The sequence below is a fragment of the Bradyrhizobium sp. USDA 241 genome, from assembly GCF_049739505.1.
In the GTDB taxonomy this organism is placed as follows: Bacteria; Pseudomonadota; Alphaproteobacteria; order Rhizobiales; family Xanthobacteraceae; genus Bradyrhizobium; species Bradyrhizobium liaoningense.
Map to the genome: position 1 here is coordinate 265,812 of NZ_JBMGPZ010000002.1, position 22,316 is coordinate 288,127.

The window sequence follows — 22,316 nt, forward strand, 5'->3', positions numbered from 1 at the left end:
AGCGACGAGGCGGCGCCTGGCCTGCACGCACACTTGGCTGTCAATGCAAAAAGCTCCGACCTCCAATGGAGATCGGAGCTTTCACCTGTTCCGTCGTCGCTTGTTCTCTTGCGCTCAGGCTGCCTTGGAGACCAGGGCCTCGCTCTCGATGAGCTCCGTCCCGATCAGAAAATCGCGGCAGCCGCGCAAGCTGCGCAGCGCGCGGTTGAAGTCGATGCCTGTCGAGACCAGAGCATGCAGCGTGGTCGGATTGCGCACGATGCCGCGCAGCACGGCGGCGAGGTCGATCTGGCCATTCGGCTTGATGGCGGCGCGGGCGAGCGCCGGCAGGGCGCGGTGGGCGGGGTCGCTGATGACGCGGACCGCGGCAAAGGGCAGCCCGGCCTCGGCGGCGTAGGCGGCCGCGATGTGGCTCTCCATGTCGACGGCGAACGCCCCCGTCTCCGAATGCAGCGCCGCCTTGCAGGACCGGCCGGTAACCACTTCCTCGGCGCCGGCGAGGCTGCCGCGCACCACACGGCGCCGGCCCGAAGTCAGGCGCTCGATCAGGTCGTCGCCGAGCGACAGGCCGGCGGCCCAGCGGGTATCGCCGGATAGCACTTCGGTCGCCAGCACGACGTCGCCGGAGCGCAGCGTCGGGTCGAGCCCGCCGGCCACGCCGAACGAAATCACACCGCGAATCGTCTCGGGATCCACCACCGTCAGCAGCGCCCGCAACTGGGTCGGGCTGCTGGATGAACAGATGACCGCCATTCCGGGCCCGGCCGCAATGCGGGCCTCCTGAACCAGTCCGGTCACGATCAGTATCGGCCGCGGGTCGATGGTATGCCCCGCGGTGAAATAGTCCCCCGTCCCCAAAGTCACATTCCGACCCCTACCACCCTGCTGTTGGTGTTCCGCAAGTTCCGATACCGCGCCAACGCCCACAGCGGAAAGAACTTCGGGTAACCATGATAACGTAGATAGAATACACGGGGGAAGCCTGTGGCGGTGTACCGCTGCTCGTCCCACAGTCCTTTTTTGTTCTGTGTTGCAATCAGGTACTCCACCCCGCGGGCGACGGCCGGGTGATCAACCTCGCCTGCCGCCATCAGGGCAAGCAAGGCCCATGCCGTTTGCGAGGGCGTCGAGGGGGCGGCCTCCCATCCCCGATAGTCCAGCCGGTAGCTGACGGCGTCCTCGCCCCAGCCGCCGTCCTCGTTCTGGATCGAGGCCAGCCAGGCGGCGGCTTTCCCGATCATGGGATCCTTGTGGTCGACGCCGGCCATGTTGAGAGCGCAGAGAACCGACCAGGTTCCGTAGATGAAGTTCATGCCCCAGCGGCCGTACCAGGATCCCTCCGGGTGCTGGGTATTCCTGAGGTAGGCGACGCCGGCGGCCACCTGCTTGCTGGTTGTCGTGGTTTCACCGAGCTGGGCCAGCATCGAGATGCAGCGCGCGGTGACGTCCTCGGTCGGCGGATCGAGCAGCGCGCCATGGTCCGAGAACGGGATGTTGTTCAGGTAGTATTCGAGATTGTTGACGTCGAACGCCGCCCAGCCGCCGTCGTCGCTCTGCATGCCCTCGATCCACTCGCGGCCACGGGCGATCGCAGTGTCATAACCGGCGACGCCGTGCTCCCGGCGCATGCGGTCCATCGACATCACCACGACCGCGGTGTCGTCGAGGTCGGGATAATGGGCGTTGTTGTACTGGAAGGCCCAGCCGCCCGGACGCACGTCGGGCCGCTTCACGGCCCAGTCGCCCTTCACCTCGAGCTCCTGCTTGGGAATCAGCCAATCAAGGCCACGCTTGGCGGCCGGCACGGCTTGCGCATCGCCCGCCTCCAGCAGCGCGTGGGCGGTCAGGGTCGTATCCCACACCGGCGAGACGCAGGGCTGGCAATAGGCCTCGTCGTCGCCAATCACGAGCAGCTTGTCGATGCCCCGCCGCGTGATCGCGCGCGGCGGGTAGTTCTCGTCCTTGCCGAGCGCGTCGTACATCATGACGATGTTGGCCATAGGCGGATAGATCGCGCCCATGCCGTCCTCGCCGTTGAGCCGCTCCTCGATGAAAGCGAGCGCGGCATCGATCGCGCGCTTGCGCAGGCTCTTCGGAAACAGCGGCTCGATCACGCGCAGGATCGCATCGAGCGAGCGGAACAGCAGAAACCAGGCCATGCTCTGGTGCGGCGCCTTCGCGGTCATGCCGATCGAGCGCGGATCCTGGAGGAACAGCTCGTCGATGCCGACGCCCTTCGGATTCTTCGCGCGCGGCTTCAGCGCGGCGATCACCATCAGCGGCACCATGGTGGTGCGCGCCCAGTACGAAATCTTGTTGAGGTGGAACGGCGACCAGAACGGCAGCAGCACGATCTCGATCGGCAGCACCGGCACCGCGCGCCAGGTCACGACGCCGAACGTCGCCAGCAGGAAGCGCGTGAAGACGTTGCTGTTGATCGCGCCGCCTCGAGCATGGATCGCCTCGCGCGCGCGCACCATGTGCGGCGCATCGACGGAGTCGCCGATCATCTTGAGCGCGAAGTAAGCCTTCACGCTGGCGCTCATGTCGAACTCGCCGTCGTGCACCAGCGGCCAGCCGCCATGGGCTCCCTGCACGCGACGCAGGTAATTGCCGATCTTGGCTTCGAGTACCGTATCAACGGGCTCTGCGAGATAGTGGCGCAGCAGGATGTACTCGGCCGGAATCGTGCAGTCGGCCTCGAGCTCGAACACCCAATGGCCGTCGGGTTGCTGGAAGCCGAGGACGCCTTCCCTCGCCGACGCAATGCTCGATTCCAGGGTCTCGCGGCTGGTCGCGTTCACGGAATCCATGTTGCTCGATTGCTCCGATAGTCGATTGAAATTTGACAGGGACATCTGCCCGTCAGGGCCGCTGTGCGGCCAGCACCAGATCGGCAGCGCGATCGCCGGACCGGACCGATCCCTCAATGGTTGCTGGCAATCCCGTAGCAGTCCAGTCGCCGGCAAGGAACAGGTTTTTCAGCGCAGTGACCGGCCCTGGACGCAGGGCATTCTGGGCCGGCGTGGCGGCAAAGGTGGCGCGGCGCTCGCGCACGATCTGCCAGGGGGGCAGCTCGCCGGAGACACCGCCCGCCTTGCAGACGTCGTTCCAGATCGCCTGCGCGAGCTCCTCGCGCGGCATGTCGACCAGACGGTCGCCATTGCTGATCGTCACGGAAAGCCGGTTCGGGAACGCGAACAGCCATTCCACCACACCGCCGATCACGCCGAGGATCGGCGCCGAGCCCGGCGGCGGCTCGAAGCGGAAATGCGCGTTCACGATGGCGCGGAATTCGGTCGGCGTCTTCAGGCCCGGCAGCAGGCTGGCGGCCGCGCGTGGCGGCACCGCCATCACGACGACGTCGCCCTCACCGATCTGGATCACATCCTCGCCGCCGAAATTCAGCGCGCCGACCTTGCCGTCGGTGGTCGCAAACGAGCGCAGCTCATGGCCGAGCTGAACCGAGTGGCCACGCTCCTGCAAGAACTTCACGGCCGGCTCGATCAGCACCGCGCTGAGACCGTCGCGCGCGATCAGCGGACGGCAGGCCTGCCCCCCCGCGAGCAGCGTCTCGCGCACGATCGCGCCCGCGAGCCCCGCCGAGCCCTCGGGCGGATCGACGTTGAGCGCCGCGAGCAGCAGCGGCTGCACCAGACGCTGGTAGAGGATGCCTTCGCAAGGAATGGACTTGCCGACCAGCGTCTCCTCCGACGCCCAGATCAGCGGCGCCAGCTTCAGATAATCGGTGAGGCCGGTGTCGGGAACGCGGCGGCTCTCGTCGAGCACCCAGGTCGGCCACCGGCCATCGCCGAGATCGATCTGCCAGCGCTGCCCGGTCTTGATATCGACGAACGGAAACTGCGCGCTCTCGGGGCCGACGAGACCCGCCTCGGTACCGATCGCGCGCGCATAGGCGCGCGCATGGCTGTTGCCCGACAGCAGCAGATGATTGCCGTTGTCGATGGTGAGATTGGTGGCGCCGTCGAAATAGGAACGGCAGCGGCCGCCGGCCTGGTGCGTCGCCTCGTGCACGGCCACCTTGAAGCCGGCATTGGCGAGCCGCACAGCGGCGGAGAGGCCGGAAATTCCAGCGCCGATGATGTGAGCTGTCTTTTGCATCAGATGAAAGCGTAACGGAGCAGGATCAGGATGCGTGTGACCTTCGACACACGCACCGGCTCGCGCGGCGCGGTGAAGCCGCGCGCGATCAGCAGGTCCAGAATGGAATGATAGTATCTCGACATGATCCGCGGCGCGCGCACCGCGCGGCGCTTGTTGCGGTTCATGATCTCGTCCGACTTCTCGAAATGCACCTTCGCGCGCTGCGCCAGCGGCAGGCAGACCTTCGGCAGCGCGCGCTCGGCGATCACGCGGTCCGGATCATCGGAGGTGATGCCGGCATGCAGCAGCGCTTCGCGCGGCAGATAGAGCCGCCCGAGGCCCGCATCCTCGTCGATGTCGCGCAGGATGTTGGTGAGCTGCAGCGCGCGGCCGAGATGGTACGCGAGCAGGATGCCGTCTTCCTCGGGCATTCCGAATACGCGCACCGACAGCCGCCCCACGGCGCTGGCGACACGGTCGCAGTAGAGATCCAGCGTCGCCATGTCGGGCGCGCGGATGTCCTGCGGCACATCCATTTCCATGCCGTCGACGATGGCGAGGAAATCCTCGCGCTTGAGCCCGAAGGTCTTCACCGAGGCGACGTAGTCCTTCAGCCGCGGCGGCGGATGGCCCTGATAGAGCGCGTCGATGTCGTCGCGCCATTGCTGAAGTGCGGCGAGTCGCTCCTCCCGCGGGCCGTCGGAATCGGCGATGTCGTCGACCTGGCGGCAGAAGCTGTAGATCTGGAACATCGCTTCGCGCTGGTCGTGCGGCAGGATGCGCATCGCGGCATAGAACGAGCTGCCGGATGCGGTCGAGCCGTAATTGGCGCCGGGCGTGGTCGCCTCAAGCGTCATGTGCAGTCCCCGGTCTGGAAATGGCCTTGCGTCCGATCGCGCGGCGACCGACTTCGCCGATCATCCCGGCGAGGCTGAAGGCGAGCAGCTCGAACTTGTTCAGATGAACGCGCTCGCGCAGGGGATCGCGCACCTTCAAGAGGCGCACGATGCGGTCGGCATAGGCCTGGATGACCGAGACGTCGACGCCGAGACGGAAATCCCGGATTTCCGCAGCGAGCGACCTGCCCTCGTTGAGCAGCGCTTCATTGCGCGCGGCAAGCGCGTGAAGGCAGGCCAGCATTGCCGGCGGCGACTGCGCAAGCCCGAGTTGCTCGACGGAGGCGCCGCTATCGGCCAGCGCATCGCGTGGCAGATAGACGCGGTTGAGCTCGCGAAAATCCTTGCCGCAATCCTGCAGGTGATTGTTGATCTGGAGCGCCGCGCAGAGCGCGTCCGATGCGGCCCAGGTCGAGGTGCTCTCGCCATGGACGTCGAGCATGAAGCGGCCGACGGGCATCGCCGAGTAACGGCAATAATGGATGACCTCGTCCCAATTCTCATAGCGCAGCTTGGTCACGTCCATGCGGAAGGCGATGAGCACGTCGAGCGCATGGCGTGGGGCCATGCCGCGCTCGGCCAGCGCGCGGCGCAGGGTGACGGCTTCGGCCTGGGTGTCGCCCTTGCCGAGCAGTTCCGCCTCGAGCAGGTCGAGGTAGCTAAGCTTCTGGTCGGGCGGCAGGGTCGCGTGGTCGCGCGATGTCGTCGGCGGTGCGGACGAAATTGTAATAGGCCAGGATCAGGGCGCGATGACGCGGATGAATGATCCAGGACGCGACGGGAAAATTCTCGTCGCGGTCACCCTTGCCGGATCGCAATTCGCTCGCAGAGGTCATCGAGGGCTGGTTTACAATCGTTTGGACAGGAAGGCTTTTTCGCTCGCGCGGGCTCATGCCGGCGATGCCGCCGCGGCCCCCATATAGGGGAATACGGCCGCAAAACCAATCCTGTCTGTCGATGGCCGCCCTTTGCGGATCGGACCCCAAAGGCGGCTCCAGGATCCGCCTTTGGGAGCCAATGGCCAAGCTTACTGGTTGTGGTTCTTCAGCACCTGGTCGCAGGCCTGCGAGATCTTGGCCCGGTTCTCCTTGAGACAGGCGAGGATCGTGAAATCGCCCTGATCGATGACCGGACGGCAGAATTTCTGCACGTCGCGTGTGCAGGCCTTCTGCTCGGCGTCCGTGCCACGCCCTTGCTGAGCGAACGCCGCCGTCGAAAGGGATGCCGACAGCAGGGTAAGAGCGACGAGAAGATTACGCATTGTATTCCTTCATTCTGACGGCAGAATCATACCGGACCCGGCTGCACAGGGCGAACGACCGGAGCGGATTGTTCTGATGGCAAGTCGCCGCAGGAGTGGCGGCCCAGAGAAGGCACAAGCACCGGCAAATGCGGCCAAATTGGCACCGCACGCGCCGAATCGGGTCTTCCCCGTGCCTTCATTCGCAGATGTAAGAGGTTGATACTACGTCATAATTCAGAACATCTGCGTTTTACTGCATACCTGTTGCAGCGCTGCATCTGTCCGCCTTGCCTTTCCCGCCGGAAACATGCCGAAACGTGGCAAATCGGGGGATCAAGCCCGGCGCGAGGCGTCGTGACCCGCCATCCCGGGCGGTCAGGGCTTTGAACCTGACACTGGCTCGGAGCACTAAACTTTCGATGTGGCGAGACGTCTCAATGGGTAAGCGAACGTCGTTCCAAAATGGGATATTTGCGATGAAATTCTTTGGGCGATCTGGATTGGCAATCAAGGCGGCCGGCATCGGAGCGGCGCTGCTCTTTTCGATTCCGGTGAGCCATGCTCAATCGTCCGGACCGTTTGCCGGTTTCGACGGTGCGTGGACCGGCACCGGCACGGTGTCGTTGTCCGACGGCTCCACCGAGCGCATTCGCTGCAAGGCGGACTACAAGGTGGGCGGCAGCGGCCTCAACCTGAAGCAGGCGCTGCACTGCGCCTCCGACAGCTACAAGTTCGACCTCACCAGCGACGTGACGAGCCAGGGCGAGCGCATCTCCGGCAATTGGAGCGAGTCCAGCCGCAACATCTTCGGCAACCTCCAGGGCACCGCCGGCGGCGGCCAGATCGACGTGTTCGTCGAAGCCAACGGCTTTGCCGCCAACCTGTCGCTGCGCACCAACGGCACCAAGCAGACCGTGCAGATTTCCTCCAAGGGCGAAATCCGCGGCGTCAACATCACGATGACGAAGGGCTGACGCCCTTCCCGCTGCGAAAGGATACAGCCTCCGGCTCTCGCGACCCGGGGGCTTTTTGCTGACTCGGCCATTTGGAAGCCTTCAAGGCTGCGCCGGAGGCGGCGCAATCGCCGCCCCGCTTCTGCTGAAGCTCCACGATCGATCTATCGTGCCGCATAGCGCATCCTCGGCCAAAACTCCGGCGCGGTCGTCCAGACCGCGCCGCTGCATGTCCGATGGACAAACCGCTCAGATCGCGGGCTTGTCGGGGCCCTGAAGCCTGGCGTGCAGATTGATCAGCCACATCGCCGTCGGCCGCAGGATGAAGAGGTCCGCGACGAGGGCCATGACCATCGAGAAGGCGCTGAGCCAGCCGAACAGCCGCAGCGACGGCAGATCCGAGAACACAGTGACGACGAGGCCGCAGGCCAGCACCACCGTGGTCAGGATCAGGGCCGGGCCGACCAGCACGGTGGCCCGCTCCACCGCGAGCGCCGAGCCGACGCCCGGCTTGCTCTCGAGCCTCAAGCGGTTGAGGAAGTGGATGGTCGCGCTCAAGCCCAGGCCGAACGAGACGGTGAGCGCGACGACGCTGGCGAATTGCAGGCCCTCGCCCATCGCCCACAGCACCGTTCCCGACATCACCACCGGGAAGATGCCCGGCAGGATGCAGGCGAACATCACCACCCAGGAGCGGAACGCGAGGCCGATGAAGATCGCGACCAGCGCAAATTCGATGGTCAGGCCGTGGTTCAGCTTCTCGATCATGCTGGCCGAGTTGCGCGCAGCGATGGCGGCAAGACCCGTCACCGCGATCTCGTAGCCGGGATGCTTCTTGCGGACGGCGTCGAGCTCGTGGTCGAGCTTGTCGACGATCGGCAGGAGCTGGCTGGAATCCTTGTCCGGTACGCGGCCGGCGACCACGACGGCATCCTGCTCGGCATCGATGAACCGCCGCACCAGATGCTCGGGGATGACGTTGACATATTCCTTCAACGTCGCCACGTCGGCGCTGCCCGCCTTCTCGGCCAGCCAGCGGCGCAGCGTCTCCAGCGACCAGACGTTGCCGACACCGGCCGTCTTCTCCACGGTCGCATGCACGTCGGCGATGGTCTGGAGCGTCTCCGGCGAATACAGCGATTCGTCCTTGGGGAACTGGATCAGCACGTTGACCGGGTTGGCGCCGGTCAGCTTGGCATCGAGCCGGTCGCTGGCGGCGACCGCCTGGCGCTTGTCCGGCACCTGGTCGGCGAGCCGGTAGCGCGGCTCCAGATTGGCGTAGATGACGCCGAGGCCGCCGACGAACAGCACCGCAATCAGGCTGAACAGGCCGGGACGGCCGACCATGCGCACCGCGATCCAGTAGCAGAAATTGCGCAGGGCCTGGACGCCGGCATCTGCGCTCTGGAACTTGACGGCGAACACCTTCTCGTTGCGCACGAGCAGGACGCCGAACACCGGCACCAGCGACAGCACCGCGACCAGAGCGATGATGGTGGCGGCGAGCCCGGCCTCGCCGAACTTGCGGATCAGGTCGGAGTCGGAGAATTGCAGCGCGATGAAGGAAATGCCGGCCGTGCCGTGCGTCAGCACGCAGGCGGGTCCCACCACCAGCACCGCGTTCTTGAACGCGGTGAACTTGTCCTGTCCTGCGATCAGCCGGTCGCGCGCGGCGAAGGTGAGCTGCATCGAGTCCGAGAAGCTGATGACCATGATGAGCGGCGTCATCACGTTCAGGAACATGTTGAGGTTGAAATTGGCCCAGCCGAGCGCGCCGAGCGCCAGCAGGATCGCGATCATCGGCGGGAATGCCGCCGCGACCATGAACGAGATCTTGCGGAAGAAGATGATGGCGATGATGCAGCCGGCGAGAATGCCGAGGATGTTGTAGGTCAGCCCGTCGCGCTCGACCGCGTTGCGGATCTCGAGCTGCATCACCGGAACGCCGGAGAGCTGCACGTTGAGCCCGGTGTCGCCGAGGTCCTCCTTCATCAGCGCGCGGATGTCGCCGACGGTCTTGGTCAGCTTGTTGGAGGCGACCACCTCAGGATCGAGCGAGAGCACGATCAGCGCCAGCGTGCCGTCCTCCGACAGCAGCTTGCCGCGGATGATTTCGTTGTTTTTGACGGTCTCGATGAACTTGTTGTACGCGTCGCCCTCCGGCAACTCGGCCGGGAACAGTGCCGCCGGCAGCTTGCCCGGGGCCGGCGCCTGGCGCGCCGAGAACAGCGAGACCAGTCCGCGCGTGCCATCGACCAGTTGCAGGTCGGTGACGAAGTCACGCAGCTTCTCAAGGTTGCCGCGCTCCAGCAGAGTCTTGCCCTCGACCACGACGAGGACGTCGAACTCCTCGGCCGGGAACTTCTTCGTCACCTCTTCATACTGTTTGAATTCGCGGGTGTCGGAGCGGAAGAGCTGCGACAGCGAATCGTCGATCTTGATCCGGTGGATGCCGAACACGGCGCCGACGATCAGCGCCAGCAGGACGATGCAGGAGACGATCGGCGCCCGAACGGCGATCAGCCCGAGGCGCTCCAGCCCGAAGGCGATCGAGGACGCAGGTCCCTGCTCGACCTTGTCGACATGAACCTCATTCTCGCTGTGCTTTTCGAGCATGCCTTGTCCAGTTCCTAGATCGGCTCGGTGTTGAGAGCTTGTTGCGCCCCGCGAACGGCTTGAAAACGCCATACCAATGGGAGGCTTGCCCTTTGAAAATGCGCGGAAAATCGCCGCGAGGGGTTTAGCAGGTCAACAGGTCTTCTCGCAAGCAGGCGAAGCGTGGCCGAATCGATCAAGAAGCGGCGATTTCAGGTCCCGACCGCCCATCATCCCGGCGACGCTGTGCCAATCTGGCGCGGCGCCCGGTCCGTGCTCTCGTCCTTCAGAGCCACGCCGGTGGTCTCCGAGCTATGGCGGAATCTGGGTGATGACGGTGTGAGGAAGGCGGCGTATCGAGGCGGGTGACGAGCCTGCCAGAACCTCTCGAGGAGAGCGATACGCCATGACCGAGACTACCAATGTTCTTGCTTTCCGTCAGCCGTCCGCGGTTGATGATCCACTGACCGATATCGTTCGAGCCGGCGCGCGGGACCTGCTTGCCAGGGCGATCGAGATCGAGGTTGGCGCGTTTCTGGCCAGCACGGCCAATCTGACGCTGCCCGACGGTCGAGCGCGCCTGGTCCGACATGGGCACGGTCCGGTGCGCGAGATTGCGACCGGCATCGGTCCGGTGGAGGTCGCTCGTCCCAAGGTCCGCGACCGCGGAGCGAGCGGGCCAGGCGACCGCCTCCGCTTCAGTTCGGCAATCCTGCCGCTATGGGCGCGGCGGACGAAGAGCCTGGATGCCTTGATCCCGGTCCTCTATTTGCGCGGCATCTCGACCGGCGACTTCCAGGAGGCGCTCTCGGCGCTGCTCGGCAAGGATGCGCCGAACCTGTCGCCTTCGGTGATCGCCGGCCTGAAGGCCGATTGGCAGGTCGAGTACGAACGCTGGCAGAGACGCGATCTGTCGGCGCGTCGCTATGTCTACATCTGGGCCGATGGCGTGTACCTGCAGGCCCGCATGGAAGATCACAGCGAATGCATGCTGGTGCTGATTGGCACCACGCCGGAAGGCAAGAAGGAGCTGATCGGCTTCCAGGTCGGCGTGCGCGAGAGCGCGCAGAGCTGGCGCGAACTCCTGATCGACCTGCGGCAACGCGGGTTACGGATTGCCCCGCAACTCGCCATCGGCGACGGCGCCCTCGGCTTCTGGAAGGCACTGGACGAGGCCTTTCCCGGCACGCGGCACCAACGATGCTGGTGCCATAAAGTGAGCAACGTACTCGACAAGGTCGCCAAATCCGTGCAGGGCCCCATGAAGAACGACCTGCGGAACATCTATCTGGCCCCACACCGGGCCGAAGCTGAAACCGCGATCGACGTCTTCGTCGAGAAATACCACGTCAAATACGGACGTGCGGTGGAGTGCCTGATCAAGGATCGCCATGCGCTGCTCGCCTTCTTCGACTTCCCTGCTGAGCACTGGATCCACCTACGCAGCTCGAACCCGATCGAGAGCGTCTTCGCCACGGTGCGCCACCGAACGGTGCGGACCAAGGGATCGCTGTCGCAACAAACTGCGAAGCTGATGGTGTTCAAGCTCATCGACGCCGCATCGAAGACCTGGCGGCGATTGAAGAGCACGAACCAGTTGCCGAAAGTCATCGCCGGTGTAAAGTTCATCGACGGAATCGAAGTCATTCCGAACACTGAAAGCCACGCCGCCTGATCAGGCCGCGTCACCCAAAATCAGCCATAGCTCGTGGTCTCCCGCGCGAGCCCCTCACGGACGAGCCAGGCGATCTTGAAGGCGGCCTCGTCGTAGCTCAACCCGGCTTGGTGGATGTTCGACACGCAATTGCGTTCGGCATCGGTACGGCCGGGCTTCGGTGCGAATGTCAGATAGGCGCCGAGACTGTCGGGCGCGGACAGGCCGGGCCGTTCGCCGATCAGCATCGCGACCATGCGCGCCCCGAGAATGGCGCCGATCTCGTCGCCGAGCGCGACGCGCGCGCCCGATGCGACAACGACATGGCCGATCGCGACGTCATCCCCTTGCGCAAGCAATGGCAACAGGCGCCTCACCAGGATCGTCGCATGGGCGTGAACCGCCGCCGCGGACAAGCCGTCTCCGATCGCAATCGCGAGCTGGCACGGCGCCGACGCGCATCGTGCCAGAAGCTGCGCCGAGCCGGGTTCAAGCTGTCGTCCCAGATCCGGCCGCCGCAGATAGTCGCTGCGATCGGCCGCCCGGCTCCTCACTTCGGTCACGGCAAGTCCGAGCGCGCCGAGATCGGCGACCAGGCGCGGCGTGTCGAAGGCGGCATGCACGGCATCGCGCGCGCGGGCATGGTCCAGCGTGAAATCAAGCAGCGCCCTCGTCGGCATGCTCGCGCCGCTGCGCCCGAGCGCGACGCGCGCGGGCGTGAACGCCCGCAAATCGAGGGTCGGTCGGCGCGGCGGAGCCGGATCAGACATGTCGCATCATTCGGCCGGAACGGCGGCCTCGCGCAGGCGGATCGAATAGTTCGAGGCGTTCTGCTTGCCGCTGGAGGCCGCGCGCGCAAAGGTGATGAGATGGTGCGCGATCAACGTGCAGCCGATCAGGCCTTCGATGTCACCGCGCTTGATGCGTCCCAGCGCGAACTTCCAGAACACGCGCCTGTAGTCGCCGAGCACGCCGACCTTCCAGAATATGTTGCGCAACATGACGAGGCCGCGCCGGATGTTCGGCCAGGTCTTCATCTCGTCCGGCACCGGCATCTTGAGTCGGCGCGCGTAAACATTGTCGCATTGATACTGATAGCGCGCGTAAACCTTCTCAGGCGCGTAGGCGACCGCCATCGCATGCTTCCAGGATGCGACGACCTCGTCATAAGGCAACAGGAAGTCGACGTTGGAATCGCGGCCGTCGTCGTCGACCAGGCGGCCCTCGCGCTCCAGACGATCCCATAGCGGCGTCTTCGGCAGCGCCTGGAGCAGGTTGATGGTGAGCAGCGGAATCCGGGACTCCTCGACGAAAGCGAGTAGCGCTTCCGAGGTGTTCGGCTTGTCGGTATCGAGGCCCATGATGATGCCGGACACGACCTCCATGCCGTAGGAGTTGATCGTGCGCACGCCCTCCAGGATCGGGACCATCATGTTGTGGTCCTTCTGCATCGCCTTCAGGGCGTCCGGATCGGGCGTCTCGATGCCGCAGAAGATGGTGATGAAATAGGCCTCGCGCATCTTCTCGAGGATCTCGGGCCTCTTGGCGATGTTGAGCGTCGCCTCACAGGCGAGCCGCACCACGTAGCCTGTCCGCTTCTGCCATTCGATCAGATGCGGCAACAGGTCCAGCGCCGCCTTGCGGTTGCCGATGAAATTGTCGTCGACGAAATAGACCGTGTCGGTCATGCCGCATTCGCGCAGGCGGTCGAGCTCGGCGATGATCTGCTGCGGCGACTTGATGCGCGGATTGCGGCCGTAGAGTCCGGGGATGTCGCAGAACTCGCACTGATAGGGACAGCCGCTGGAATATTGGATGCTGCCGAGGAAGTATTTCTTCACGTCGGCGAGCTCGTAGGCCGGAATCGGAAACTCCGTCATCGGCACGCGGTCCCTGGTGGTCAGCACCACCTGGGCCTCGGGACGCGAGGTGTCGCGCGACAGGATATCGATCAGCTGGTTGGTGGCGTCACCGAGCTCGCCGACATGCAGATAGTCGAAGGATGGATAATAGTCCGGGCAGGCGCTGACCGAGGGCCCGCCGAGCGCGACCGGCAGATCGAATTCATGGGCGCGGCGGCAGATGTCGTTCATCTGCTGGCGCTGGATGTGCATGCCGCTGACGAAGACCGCTTCGGCCCATTCGAATTCCTCCTTCGTCGTCCGGCGCAGGTTCTCGTCGACGAATTTGACCTGCCACTCTTTCGGAAGGTAGGCGGAAATCAGCAGCAGCCCCTGCGGCGGCATGAAGGCGCGGACGCCGTCGGTCAAGGGATAGGAATGCTCAAACGTACCAAAGGACGAGGTGTAGCGCGGAAACACGCAGAGAATCCGCCGGGACGTTCCGTTACTTTCAGCTCGCATCAAAGCTCCCCCCGCCACGCTCGACCGATAGTGCGGAAATTGCCAGCCAGACTCAGGGTAATGCTGTCGCCGGAATTTCTCAATATTGTGGCACAAGCACAATTCCGGGAGGCGCCGATAGTTTCATCGGGGTGCGAGTTGGCGCGCCCCCTCACGCGATCAACCGCGAGGCAAAATCGGGCAGCAGGCCTGCATCGCCGGCCAAGCGGAGATCGGCGCCTGCAATTCCCGAGCGCACCAGCCAGTCGTCGAATTCCGGCGCGCGGCGCAAGCCGAAGACGTCGCGGACATAGAGAGCGTCGTGAAAAGACGTCGACTGGTAGTTCAGCATGACGTCGTCGGCGCCGGGGACGCCCATGATGAAGGTGACGCCGGCGGCTGCGAGCAGTGTCAGCAGGTTGTCCATGTCGTCCTGGTCCGCCTCGGCATGGTTGGTGTAGCAGATGTCGACCCCGAGCGGTAGGCCGAGCAGCTTGCCGCAGAAATGATCTTCCAGTCCCGCCCGGATGATTTCCTTGCCGTCATAGAGATATTCCGGGCCGATGAAGCCGACCACGCTGTTGACGAGCAGCGGGGCAAAAGCGCGGGCGACCGCATAGGCGCGCGCCTCGCAGGTCTGCTGGTCGACCCCGTGATGGGCGCCCGCCGACAGCGCCGAACCCTGGCCGGTCTCGAAATACATCACGTTCTGCCCGACTGTGCCCCGCCGCAGCGACAGCCCGGCCTGCTGGGCCTCCTTCAGGAGCGCGAGATCGATGCCGAAACTGCGGTTGGCGGCCTCTGTACCGGCGACCGACTGGAAGACGAGGTCGACCGGCACGCCCTGCCCGATCAGCGACAGCGTCGTCGTGACATGGGTCAGGACGCAGCCTTGCGTCGGGATCTTCAGCCGCGCGATGATCTCGTCGAGCAGCCGCAGCAATTGGGCGATGACGGCAGGATCATCACTCGCAGGATTGATGCCGATGCAGGCATCGCCGGCCCCCAACAGAATGCCGTCGAGGATCGAGGCAGTGATGCCCCTGGCATCATCGAACGGATGGTTGGGCTGGAGCCGCGTGCTCATCCGCCCCTTCAGCCCGATGGTGTTGCGGAAAGCAGTGGTGACCTCGCATTTCCGCGCCGCCAGGATCAGATCCTGGTTGCGCATCAGCTTTGACACTGCGGCCGCCATCTCCGGCGTGATGCCGGGCGCGAGCTTGCGCAGGATCTCGGGCGTTGCAGCATCGGACAGCAACCAGTCGCGGAAGGCCCCGACCGTGAGCGATGCCACCGGCACGAAGGCCTTGGCGTCGTGGCTGTCGATGACGAGGCGGGTGACCTCGTCGGTCTCATAGGGAATGACGGCTTCCTGCAGGAATTGGCCGAGCGGCACATCCGCGAGCGCCATCCGTGCCGCGATCATCTGCTCGGAGCTGGCAGCGGCAATTGCGGCCAGCCGGTCGCCGGAGCGCGGCGGTGTCGCCTTGGCGAGCAGGTCGCGCAGATCAGGGAAGGTGTAGGTCGTGGCGTCGATGCTGTGACGGTAGACCAAGAGGCCTCTCCGGGGTTGGTCGGCCAGCGGCCGACTCCAAGACTATGCTGAAAGACTATCCTGAAACTATTCCTTCGGATCAAGACGCTGAAATATCTTACCTTTCGTTCGACCAAGGACGGAGGGAGCCCGTCGGGCGCGTTAACGCCACATCCACCTTCCTCCTGCAAAGTTTTGCATCAATTCTAGACGACCCCCGCTCACCCGCCGCTTCAGGCCATCCCGAGCTCCTTGAACACCATGACATCCGACCGATCTGCGAATGCCGCAACCCCGGCAGGCCGTTTCACGCTTGCCACCAAGCTCTACGCGATCTTCGCGCTGTTCGCGCTGCTCACGGCCGCGATCGCGCTGCTGTCCGACTACAACAGCCGCCGCAGCGCCGACCTGACCAGCGCGATCGAGACGGCGAACGCCGCCGCGCTGAACGTCGAGCGGGTCAACTCGCTGGTCTATGCGGTGGTGATGGAATCGCGCGGCGTCTACATGTCGACCGAGCCGGCCGTGGTGAAGAAATACGGCGATGGCCTGCTCAAGTTCAACGCCCAGATCCTGGACGTCGTGAAGCGTTGGGAGACCATCGTCAAGACCGACGATTCCGAGCAGTTTGCCACCTTCAAGAAGCGCATCGAGCAGTTCGTCGAGTTCCGCAAGGAGCTGGTGCGCCGCGGCGTCGAGATCAATGCAGCCGCGGGCCGCGAATGGGGCGACAACGACGCCAACCGTGCGGTGCGCTCGGCCCTGAACAAGGACCTCGAGGCGCTGTCCAAGGTCTATGCCGAGCGCGCCAGGCAGATCGCGCAGCAGACCGAGACCAATCGCGAATTGTCGTTCGTGCTGACCTGCCTCGGCGGAATGGCGCTGGCCCTCGTCGTGATCGGCATCGTCATCATCGCCCGCTCGATCGCCCGGCCGCTCGCCTCGATCACCGCCACCATCAAGCAGGTCGCCGACGGCGCCGAAAACGTCGTGGTGCCGCACTCTGACCGCGCCGACGAGATCGGCGCACTGGCCCGCGCGATCCAGGTGTTCCAGGACGCCATGGGCCGTAACCGCAACCTCGCCTCGCAAGTGTCGCACGACGCCGCCGCGCGCGAGGAGCGCGCCCGCCACATCGAACGATCCGTCGAGCAGTTTCGCGAGGCGATCGGCGCGATCATGCGCGGCCTCAGCGACAACGCCTCGGTGATGCGCGAGACCGCGCAGACCATCACGCGCGTCACCGCCGATGCGAACAGCCGCGCCGGCACGGCGGCGAACGCCACCGAGCAGGCCTCCCACAACGTCACGGCAGTGGCGGGCGCGGCCGAGGAACTGTCGGCCTCGGTGGTAGAGATCGGCCGCCAGGTGCGGCAGAGCGCCGGCGCGGTCGAGCAGACCGGCCAGCGCACCGAGAAGTCGATCGCCGAGATCGAGAGCCTCGCCGCGGCCACGCAGCGCATCGACGGCGTGCTCAGCCTGATCCAGGCGATCGCCGAGCAGACCAATCTGCTCGCGCTGAACGCCACCATCGAGGCCGCGCGCGCCGGCGATGCCGGCCGCGGCTTCGCCGTCGTCGCCCATGAGGTGAAGGCGCTCGCGGGCCAGACCGCCAAGGCCACCGCCGAGATCAGCGAGAACGTCGCGATGATCCAGGCCTCGACCCGCAACGCCGTCGATGCCGTCCGCGAGATCGGCGGCGCGGTGCGCGAGATCAACGAGGTCACCTCGGCGATCGCCGGCGCCGTCAGTCAGCAGGACGCCGCGACGCGCGAGATCTCATCGAACGCGCAATCGGCCGCACTGGGCAACGAGACGCTGGTGGCCAACATCACCTCGCTGCGCGATGCCATCGGCGAGACCGATACGGCCGCGGCGTCCGTGCTGTCGGCGGCGAGCAGCCTGACGACGACGGCGGACACGCTGTCGCGCGAGGTGAAGAAGTTCTTCCAGAACCTGCGCGCAGGGTCGGCGGACAGCCGCCTCGCCAGGGCGGGATGACAGCGCGGGCGCTGCCCGCGAAGCCCGCGCCGACACAAAAGTGCGAAAACAACCCCATGCACAGTAGGCGGGGGCAACTGAATCAATCGGTTAGCCGCCGCCGCGAGTCTCTGCGGATTTTTCGAACTCAATTTGACTCGTCGGGCAAAACACCGGCATGATGTCATCATTGGCGCACCGTCCTTCCGTCGACGTAGACGGGCCCAGCTGCTATCGGTGCGCGCGTGCAGGGCAGGCCTGCTCCCAAGAATCGTCGCGTTGGCCATGCGCTCAGAAGGCAGTGCTTGAGTCCGATGGGGTCGATGGCGGCCCTCGGCCCAACAGCCCTCGCGACGATGGCCGCCCGCCTGAGGCCGAGATCGGACATCGATTCAGATTGGTTCCTCCGGTCCGTTGATCCATCTCAACAGAGCCTCGGCCGAGTTGTTCATAATTTGCGCGAGATGCCTATCGCAGAGCGATGCAGCCGAAAGCGAGAGATGACCAATGGCCAATAAGGAAGTCGTGATCTGTTCCCCCGTGCGCACCGCCATCGGCACGTATGGCGGCACGCTGAAGGATTTGCCGGCTGTCGATCTCGGCGCCGTGGCGATCCGTGCAACGCTTGAGCGCGCGAAGCTGTCGCCCGGCGATGTCGGCACCATCGTCATGGGCAACGTGATCCAGGCCGGCAACAAGATGAATCCAGCCCGGCAAGCGGCTATCAATGGCGGCGTTCCCGTCGCTGTCCCGGCACTGACGGTCAACCGGGTCTGTGGCTCCGGTGCGCAGGCGATTGCAAGCGCGACCCAGGAGGTGATGCTCGGGTTCGTTGACAGCGCGGTTGCCGGCGGCATGGAGAACATGGACCGCGCGCCGTATCTCATGGGTTCCGGGCGCTGGGGCTATCGCATGGGCGATGCGAAGATCTTCGATGCGATGCTGATGGACGGCCTGAATGACGCCTTCTCCGGGCAACATTCCGGATGGCATACCGAGGATCTCGCAGCCTCGCATCAGATCACTCGCGAAGAGCAAGACCGTTGGGCCGAACGCTCGCAGAAGCGATTTTCCGCAGCCCAGACTGCCGGCAAGTTCGCCGCAGAAATCGCGGCAGTCGAAATTGCCTCCCGCAAGGGTCCAGCACAGTTCGACAAGGATGAGCACAACCGGCCCGATACAACGATGGAAAGCCTCGGCAAGCTGAAGCCAGCGTTCCGAAAAGACGGCACCATTACCGCCGGCAACGCGCCCGGGCTCAATACCGGCGCGTCGGCGATGATCGTCGCCGATCGCGCCTGGGCCGACAAGAAGGGCTTGCTGCCGATGGCGCGTCTGGTTGCCTACGGGATAGGCGCTGTCGAACCAGGCATGTTCGGCTTGGGGCCGGTGCCGGCAGTGAAGCAGGCGCTCGAACGGGCCGGCTGGAAGGTATCGGATGTCCAGCGCATCGAGATCAACGAAGCCTTCGCGGCGATCGCAATTGCGGTTGCGAAGGACCTGGGTCTCGACGCCAGTATCGTCAATGTGGAAGGCGGTGCGATCGCGCATGGTCATCCGATCGGAGCCAGCGGCGCGGTCCTGACCACTCGATTGCTGCATTCGATGAAACGCGACGGTATCAAAAAGGGTATCGTCACTCTTTGCATCGGCGGCGGCCAGGGGATTGCGCTTGCGCTTGAATCGATCAATTGAGCAATGCTCACGCGGCATCCCGACCGATCGGAAAATGTCGCGTGACCTCTGCGGCCTAAGGACTGCCTATATTGCCCCACTTTCGCGCGCTGACCGCCCCAACACCGTATCTGTTCTTTACCGGCAAGGGGGGAGTGGGCAAGACCTCTCTTGCGTGCGCCACGGCCGTTAGCCTGGCCGACCGCGGACTGCGCGTCCTCATCGTCAGCACCGACCCTGCGTCGAATCTCGACGAGATGCTCGAGGTCACTTTGACCGATCGCCCTACCCCGGTGCCAAACGCGACCGGACTTTCGGCGATGAACATCGATCCCGAGGCTGCGGCCGAAAATTATCGCAGTAAAGTGCTCGAGCAGCTCGGACCGGAGGTTCCCCCTGACGAGCGATCGACCGTGCGCGAGCAGCTCTCCGGCGCCTGCACCACCGAAATAGCTGCCTTCGACGAGTTCGTGGGACTGCTGGACGGCGATATCGCGGGGTTCGATCACATCATATTCGACACCGCCCCGACCGGTCACACGTTGCGGCTCCTGAGCCTGCCAAAGGCGTGGACCGGCTTTCTCAAGGACAACGATCGGGGAGCATCCTGCCTCGGGCCGCATTCAGGTCTGAAGATGCAGGAGGACCGCTTTCGCAAGGCGCTCCAAGCCTTGGGCGATTCCAAGCAGACCACCATCATTCTGGTCACCCGCGCCGACCGGGGTGCGATCCGCGAAGCGGCCAGAACGGCGGCCGAACTTGACGCGCTCAATCTCTCGAATCAGCTTCTCGTGGTGAACGGGCGCTTCCATGCCACGGACCCGACCGATGTCGTTGCAGTTGCCCTCGAGCGGGATCAGGACGAAGCACTGGCCGCAATGCCAGCATCGCTCACGAAACTGCAGCGCGACGAAATTCCTCTGCTCGGGTTCGACATTGTCGGCCTGGTGGCTCTGCGGGCACTTTTGTCGCCCACCCATCAGCCATCGCTCGTATCCGCCGAGCCCGGCACTGAACCGGTCAACCTGCCGGGCCTGAATCGGTTGGTCGATGATATCGCGCAGGGCAAGCATGGCCTCATCATGGTCATGGGTAAGGGGGGCGTCGGAAAGACGACGATCGCCGCGGCCATCGCCGCGGGATTGGCCAAACGGGGTCATGCCGTTCATCTCAGCACGACCGATCCCGCAGCTCACGTCAGCTTCGTCGTCGATGGCGTCATGCCCGGTCTGACGATCGACCGGATCGACCCCCGGGTTGAAACGGAGCGGTATGTCGCAAAGATAATGGCTAGCCGGGGCCGGGAGTTGGACGAGCAGGCCAAGGCTCTGCTGCTCGAAGACCTCGCTTCGCCATGCACCGAAGAGGTCGCCGTGTTCCACGCCTTCTCACACATTGTTGCGGAGGCCCGGAGCGCTTTCGTCGTGCTCGATACGGCGCCGACAGGCCACACGCTCCTACTGCTGGACGCGACCGGCGCCTATCACCGCCAGATGACAAGCCAGGTTGCACCGACCGGTGCAGGACGTATCGTTACCCCGTTGATGAGGCTGCAGGATCCGAACCACACAAAGATCATTCTCGTGGCGCTGCCGGAGACGACGCCGGTTTCCGAGGCCGCTTCCCTTCAGGATGACTTGCGACGTGCCGGCGTCGAACCATACGGCTGGGTCATCAACAAGAGCCTCGCCGTCTCGGGAACTCGCGATCCCCTGCTGCGGCTTCGGCTCGAGAGAGAGCGGACGCAGATCGCTCGCGTTCAGAACGGGCTCGCAAAGCGCGCTTTCATTGTCGGATGGCGCGTAAAGCCGCCAATCGGCGTGGAAGAGCTGCGCAGTCTGTCATGAACGTTGTTCGACGGTGTGACGTCTGCGGCAGGGTCAAAAGGCGAAGCGCAGCAATTGCTCGCTTGCGTTACGATCGCAATATAATCATGGGCGGGTCTTGTGACTGCCTGCCGCAGGAAAGTCGCATCCCCTACCCCATCACCCCGCCCCGCCGGATCAGCTCCTTGCCCACCGCCGCCAGATGCACCTGGTCCGGCCCGTCGCCGATGCGGATGAAGCGGGCGTAGACATAGGCACGCGCGAGGAACGTATCCTGCGAGACGCCGGCGGCGCCGTGGATCTGGATGGCGCGGTCGATGACGCGGGCGGCCATGCTGGGCACCACGATCTTGGCCGCCGCGATCAGGTCGCGCGCGCCCTTGTTGCCGTCGCGGTCCATCCTGTCGGCGGCCTGCAGCGTCAATAAGCGCGCCTGCGCGATCTCGCAGAAGGAGTTTGCTATGTCCTCGCGCACCGAGCCCTGCTCGGCGAGCGGCTTGCCGAAAGCCGTGCGCGAGACCGCGCGCTGGCACATCAACTCCAGCGCGCGCTGGGCGCAGCCGATCAGCCGCATGCAGTGGTGGATGCGGCCGGGGCCAAGCCGGCCTTGCGCGATCTCGAAGCCGCGGCCTTCGCCGAGCAGGATGTTCTCCGCGGGCACGCAGACATTCTCGTAGACGATCTCGGGGTGGCCGACCGGCGCGTCGTCATAGCCGTAAGTGAGCATGTCGCGGACGATGCGGACGCCAGGTGTATTCTTCGGCACCAGGATCATGGATTGCTGCCGATGGCGGTCGGGATGATCCGGCGCGGTCTTGCCCATCACGATCAGGATCTCGCAATCCTCGTTCATCGCGCCCGAGGTGAACCATTTGCGACCGTTGATGACGTAGTCGCCGCCGTCGCGCCGGATCTCGCACTGGATGTTGGTGGCGTCGCTGGAGGCGACCTGCGGCTCCGTCATCGAGAAACCGGAGCGGATGCGTCCTTCCAGGAGCGGCTTCAGCCAGCGCTCCTGCTGCGCTGGCGTGCCGTAGTTCGCCAGCACCTCCATGTTGCCGACATCGGGGGCGGAACAATTAAAGACCTCCGGGGCCCAGAGGATGCGGCCCATGATCTCCTTCACGGGCGCATATTCGAGATTGGTCAGGCCCGGGCCATGCTCGCCTGACAGGAACAGGTTCCAAAGCCCCTGCTCCCGCGCCAGCTTCTTCAGGTCTTGAAGCACCGGCGGCGTCTTGTAACGCGCGGCCTCCGGCTTGACCTGCTCGTAGTAGTGCTCCTCGACCGGCTCAACATGCGTCCGCATGAACTGGCGCACGCGGTCCTGCAGCTCGAGCGAACGGGGAGAGTGTTGAAAGTCCATGATGGTCTCCCGTTCCCTTCTCCCCTTGTGGGAGAAGGTGGCGCGAAGCGCCGGATGAGGGGTTGTTTCCGAGAGTTCAAATGTAGAGACGACTCGCGGAGCGATACCCCTCACCCGGCTGCGCTTCGCGCATCCACCCTCTCCCACAA

15 protein-coding genes and 1 pseudogene are annotated in these 22,316 nt (G+C 64.7%); 5 read left to right on the forward strand and 11 right to left on the reverse strand.

The annotated features are described in order from the left end of the window. Positions 1-114: 114 nt before the first annotated feature. The 6 genes and pseudogenes from ABIF91_RS02175 to ABIF91_RS02200 form a co-directional block, all read right to left on the reverse strand. Positions 115-864, reverse strand: a complete 750-nt coding sequence (locus ABIF91_RS02175) for a phosphorylase (RefSeq protein WP_028176732.1) — start codon at positions 862-864, stop codon at positions 115-117. Next, entirely contained in the window at positions 861-2,813 is a 1,953-nt protein-coding gene (gene shc, locus ABIF91_RS02180) for a squalene--hopene cyclase (protein ID WP_028176733.1), read from the reverse strand. The genes ABIF91_RS02175 and shc overlap by 4 nt, the downstream gene beginning before the upstream one ends. A gap of 52 nt (positions 2,814-2,865) precedes the next feature. Next, positions 2,866-4,122, reverse strand: a complete 1,257-nt coding sequence (gene hpnE / locus ABIF91_RS02185; protein WP_028176734.1) for a hydroxysqualene dehydroxylase HpnE — start codon at positions 4,120-4,122, stop codon at positions 2,866-2,868. Further along, entirely contained in the window at positions 4,122-4,961 is an 840-nt protein-coding gene (hpnD, locus tag ABIF91_RS02190) for a presqualene diphosphate synthase HpnD (protein WP_028176735.1), read from the reverse strand. The genes hpnE and hpnD overlap by 1 nt, the downstream gene beginning before the upstream one ends. After that, positions 4,951-5,836 (reverse strand): annotated as a pseudogene (gene hpnC / locus ABIF91_RS02195) (squalene synthase HpnC). Before hpnC ends, hpnD begins: the two are co-directional and overlap by 11 nt. Positions 5,837-6,027: 191 nt before the next feature. Continuing rightward, complete coding sequence (locus ABIF91_RS02200; protein WP_025035011.1) at positions 6,028-6,261, reverse strand: hypothetical protein; 234 nt, start codon at positions 6,259-6,261, stop codon at positions 6,028-6,030. A gap of 458 nt (positions 6,262-6,719) precedes the next feature. Here ABIF91_RS02200 and ABIF91_RS02205 point away from each other — a divergent pair, with 458 nt between their 5' ends. Continuing rightward, entirely contained in the window at positions 6,720-7,217 is a 498-nt protein-coding gene (locus tag ABIF91_RS02205; RefSeq protein ID WP_028176737.1) for a hypothetical protein, read from the forward strand. A gap of 228 nt (positions 7,218-7,445) precedes the next feature. Here the strand turns inward: ABIF91_RS02205 and ABIF91_RS02210 are convergent, their stop codons facing one another. Next, entirely contained in the window at positions 7,446-9,812 is a 2,367-nt protein-coding gene (locus tag ABIF91_RS02210) for an efflux RND transporter permease subunit (protein ID WP_028176738.1), read from the reverse strand. A gap of 385 nt (positions 9,813-10,197) precedes the next feature. On the opposite strand from ABIF91_RS02210, the gene ABIF91_RS02215 reads away from it, so the two are divergent. Continuing rightward, complete coding sequence (locus ABIF91_RS02215) at positions 10,198-11,466, forward strand: IS256 family transposase (protein WP_038952271.1); 1,269 nt, start codon at positions 10,198-10,200, stop codon at positions 11,464-11,466. A gap of 20 nt (positions 11,467-11,486) precedes the next feature. Here ABIF91_RS02215 and eutC read toward each other — a convergent pair whose 3' ends face one another. The 3 genes from eutC to ABIF91_RS02230 form a co-directional block, all read right to left on the reverse strand. Further along, entirely contained in the window at positions 11,487-12,215 is a 729-nt protein-coding gene (gene eutC / locus ABIF91_RS02220; protein WP_051393968.1) for an ethanolamine ammonia-lyase subunit EutC, read from the reverse strand. 6 nt (positions 12,216-12,221) lie between these two features. Beyond that, entirely contained in the window at positions 12,222-13,808 is a 1,587-nt protein-coding gene (locus ABIF91_RS02225; protein ID WP_028181039.1) for a B12-binding domain-containing radical SAM protein, read from the reverse strand. Between the two features lie 151 nt (positions 13,809-13,959). Next, on the reverse strand, positions 13,960-15,342 hold the full coding sequence (locus ABIF91_RS02230; RefSeq protein ID WP_035671003.1) for an ethanolamine ammonia-lyase subunit EutB: 1,383 nt from the start codon (positions 15,340-15,342) through the stop codon (positions 13,960-13,962). A gap of 240 nt (positions 15,343-15,582) precedes the next feature. On the opposite strand from ABIF91_RS02230, the gene ABIF91_RS02235 reads away from it, so the two are divergent. The 3 genes from ABIF91_RS02235 (at position 15,583) to arsA (ending at position 20,822) form a co-directional block, all read left to right on the forward strand. Continuing rightward, positions 15,583-17,322, forward strand: a complete 1,740-nt coding sequence (locus tag ABIF91_RS02235) for a methyl-accepting chemotaxis protein (protein ID WP_028181040.1) — start codon at positions 15,583-15,585, stop codon at positions 17,320-17,322. A gap of 486 nt (positions 17,323-17,808) precedes the next feature. Continuing rightward, positions 17,809-18,996, forward strand: coding sequence for an acetyl-CoA C-acyltransferase (locus ABIF91_RS02240; protein WP_028181041.1), 1,188 nt, complete (start codon positions 17,809-17,811; stop codon positions 18,994-18,996). Positions 18,997-19,067: 71 nt separating this feature from the next. Next, complete coding sequence (gene arsA, locus ABIF91_RS02245) at positions 19,068-20,822, forward strand: arsenical pump-driving ATPase (protein WP_028181042.1); 1,755 nt, start codon at positions 19,068-19,070, stop codon at positions 20,820-20,822. A 130-nt stretch (positions 20,823-20,952) separates the two neighbouring features. Here arsA and ABIF91_RS02250 read toward each other — a convergent pair whose 3' ends face one another. Beyond that, on the reverse strand, positions 20,953-22,167 hold the full coding sequence (locus ABIF91_RS02250) for an acyl-CoA dehydrogenase family protein (RefSeq protein WP_028181043.1): 1,215 nt from the start codon (positions 22,165-22,167) through the stop codon (positions 20,953-20,955). Between the last annotated feature and the right edge of the window lie 149 nt (positions 22,168-22,316).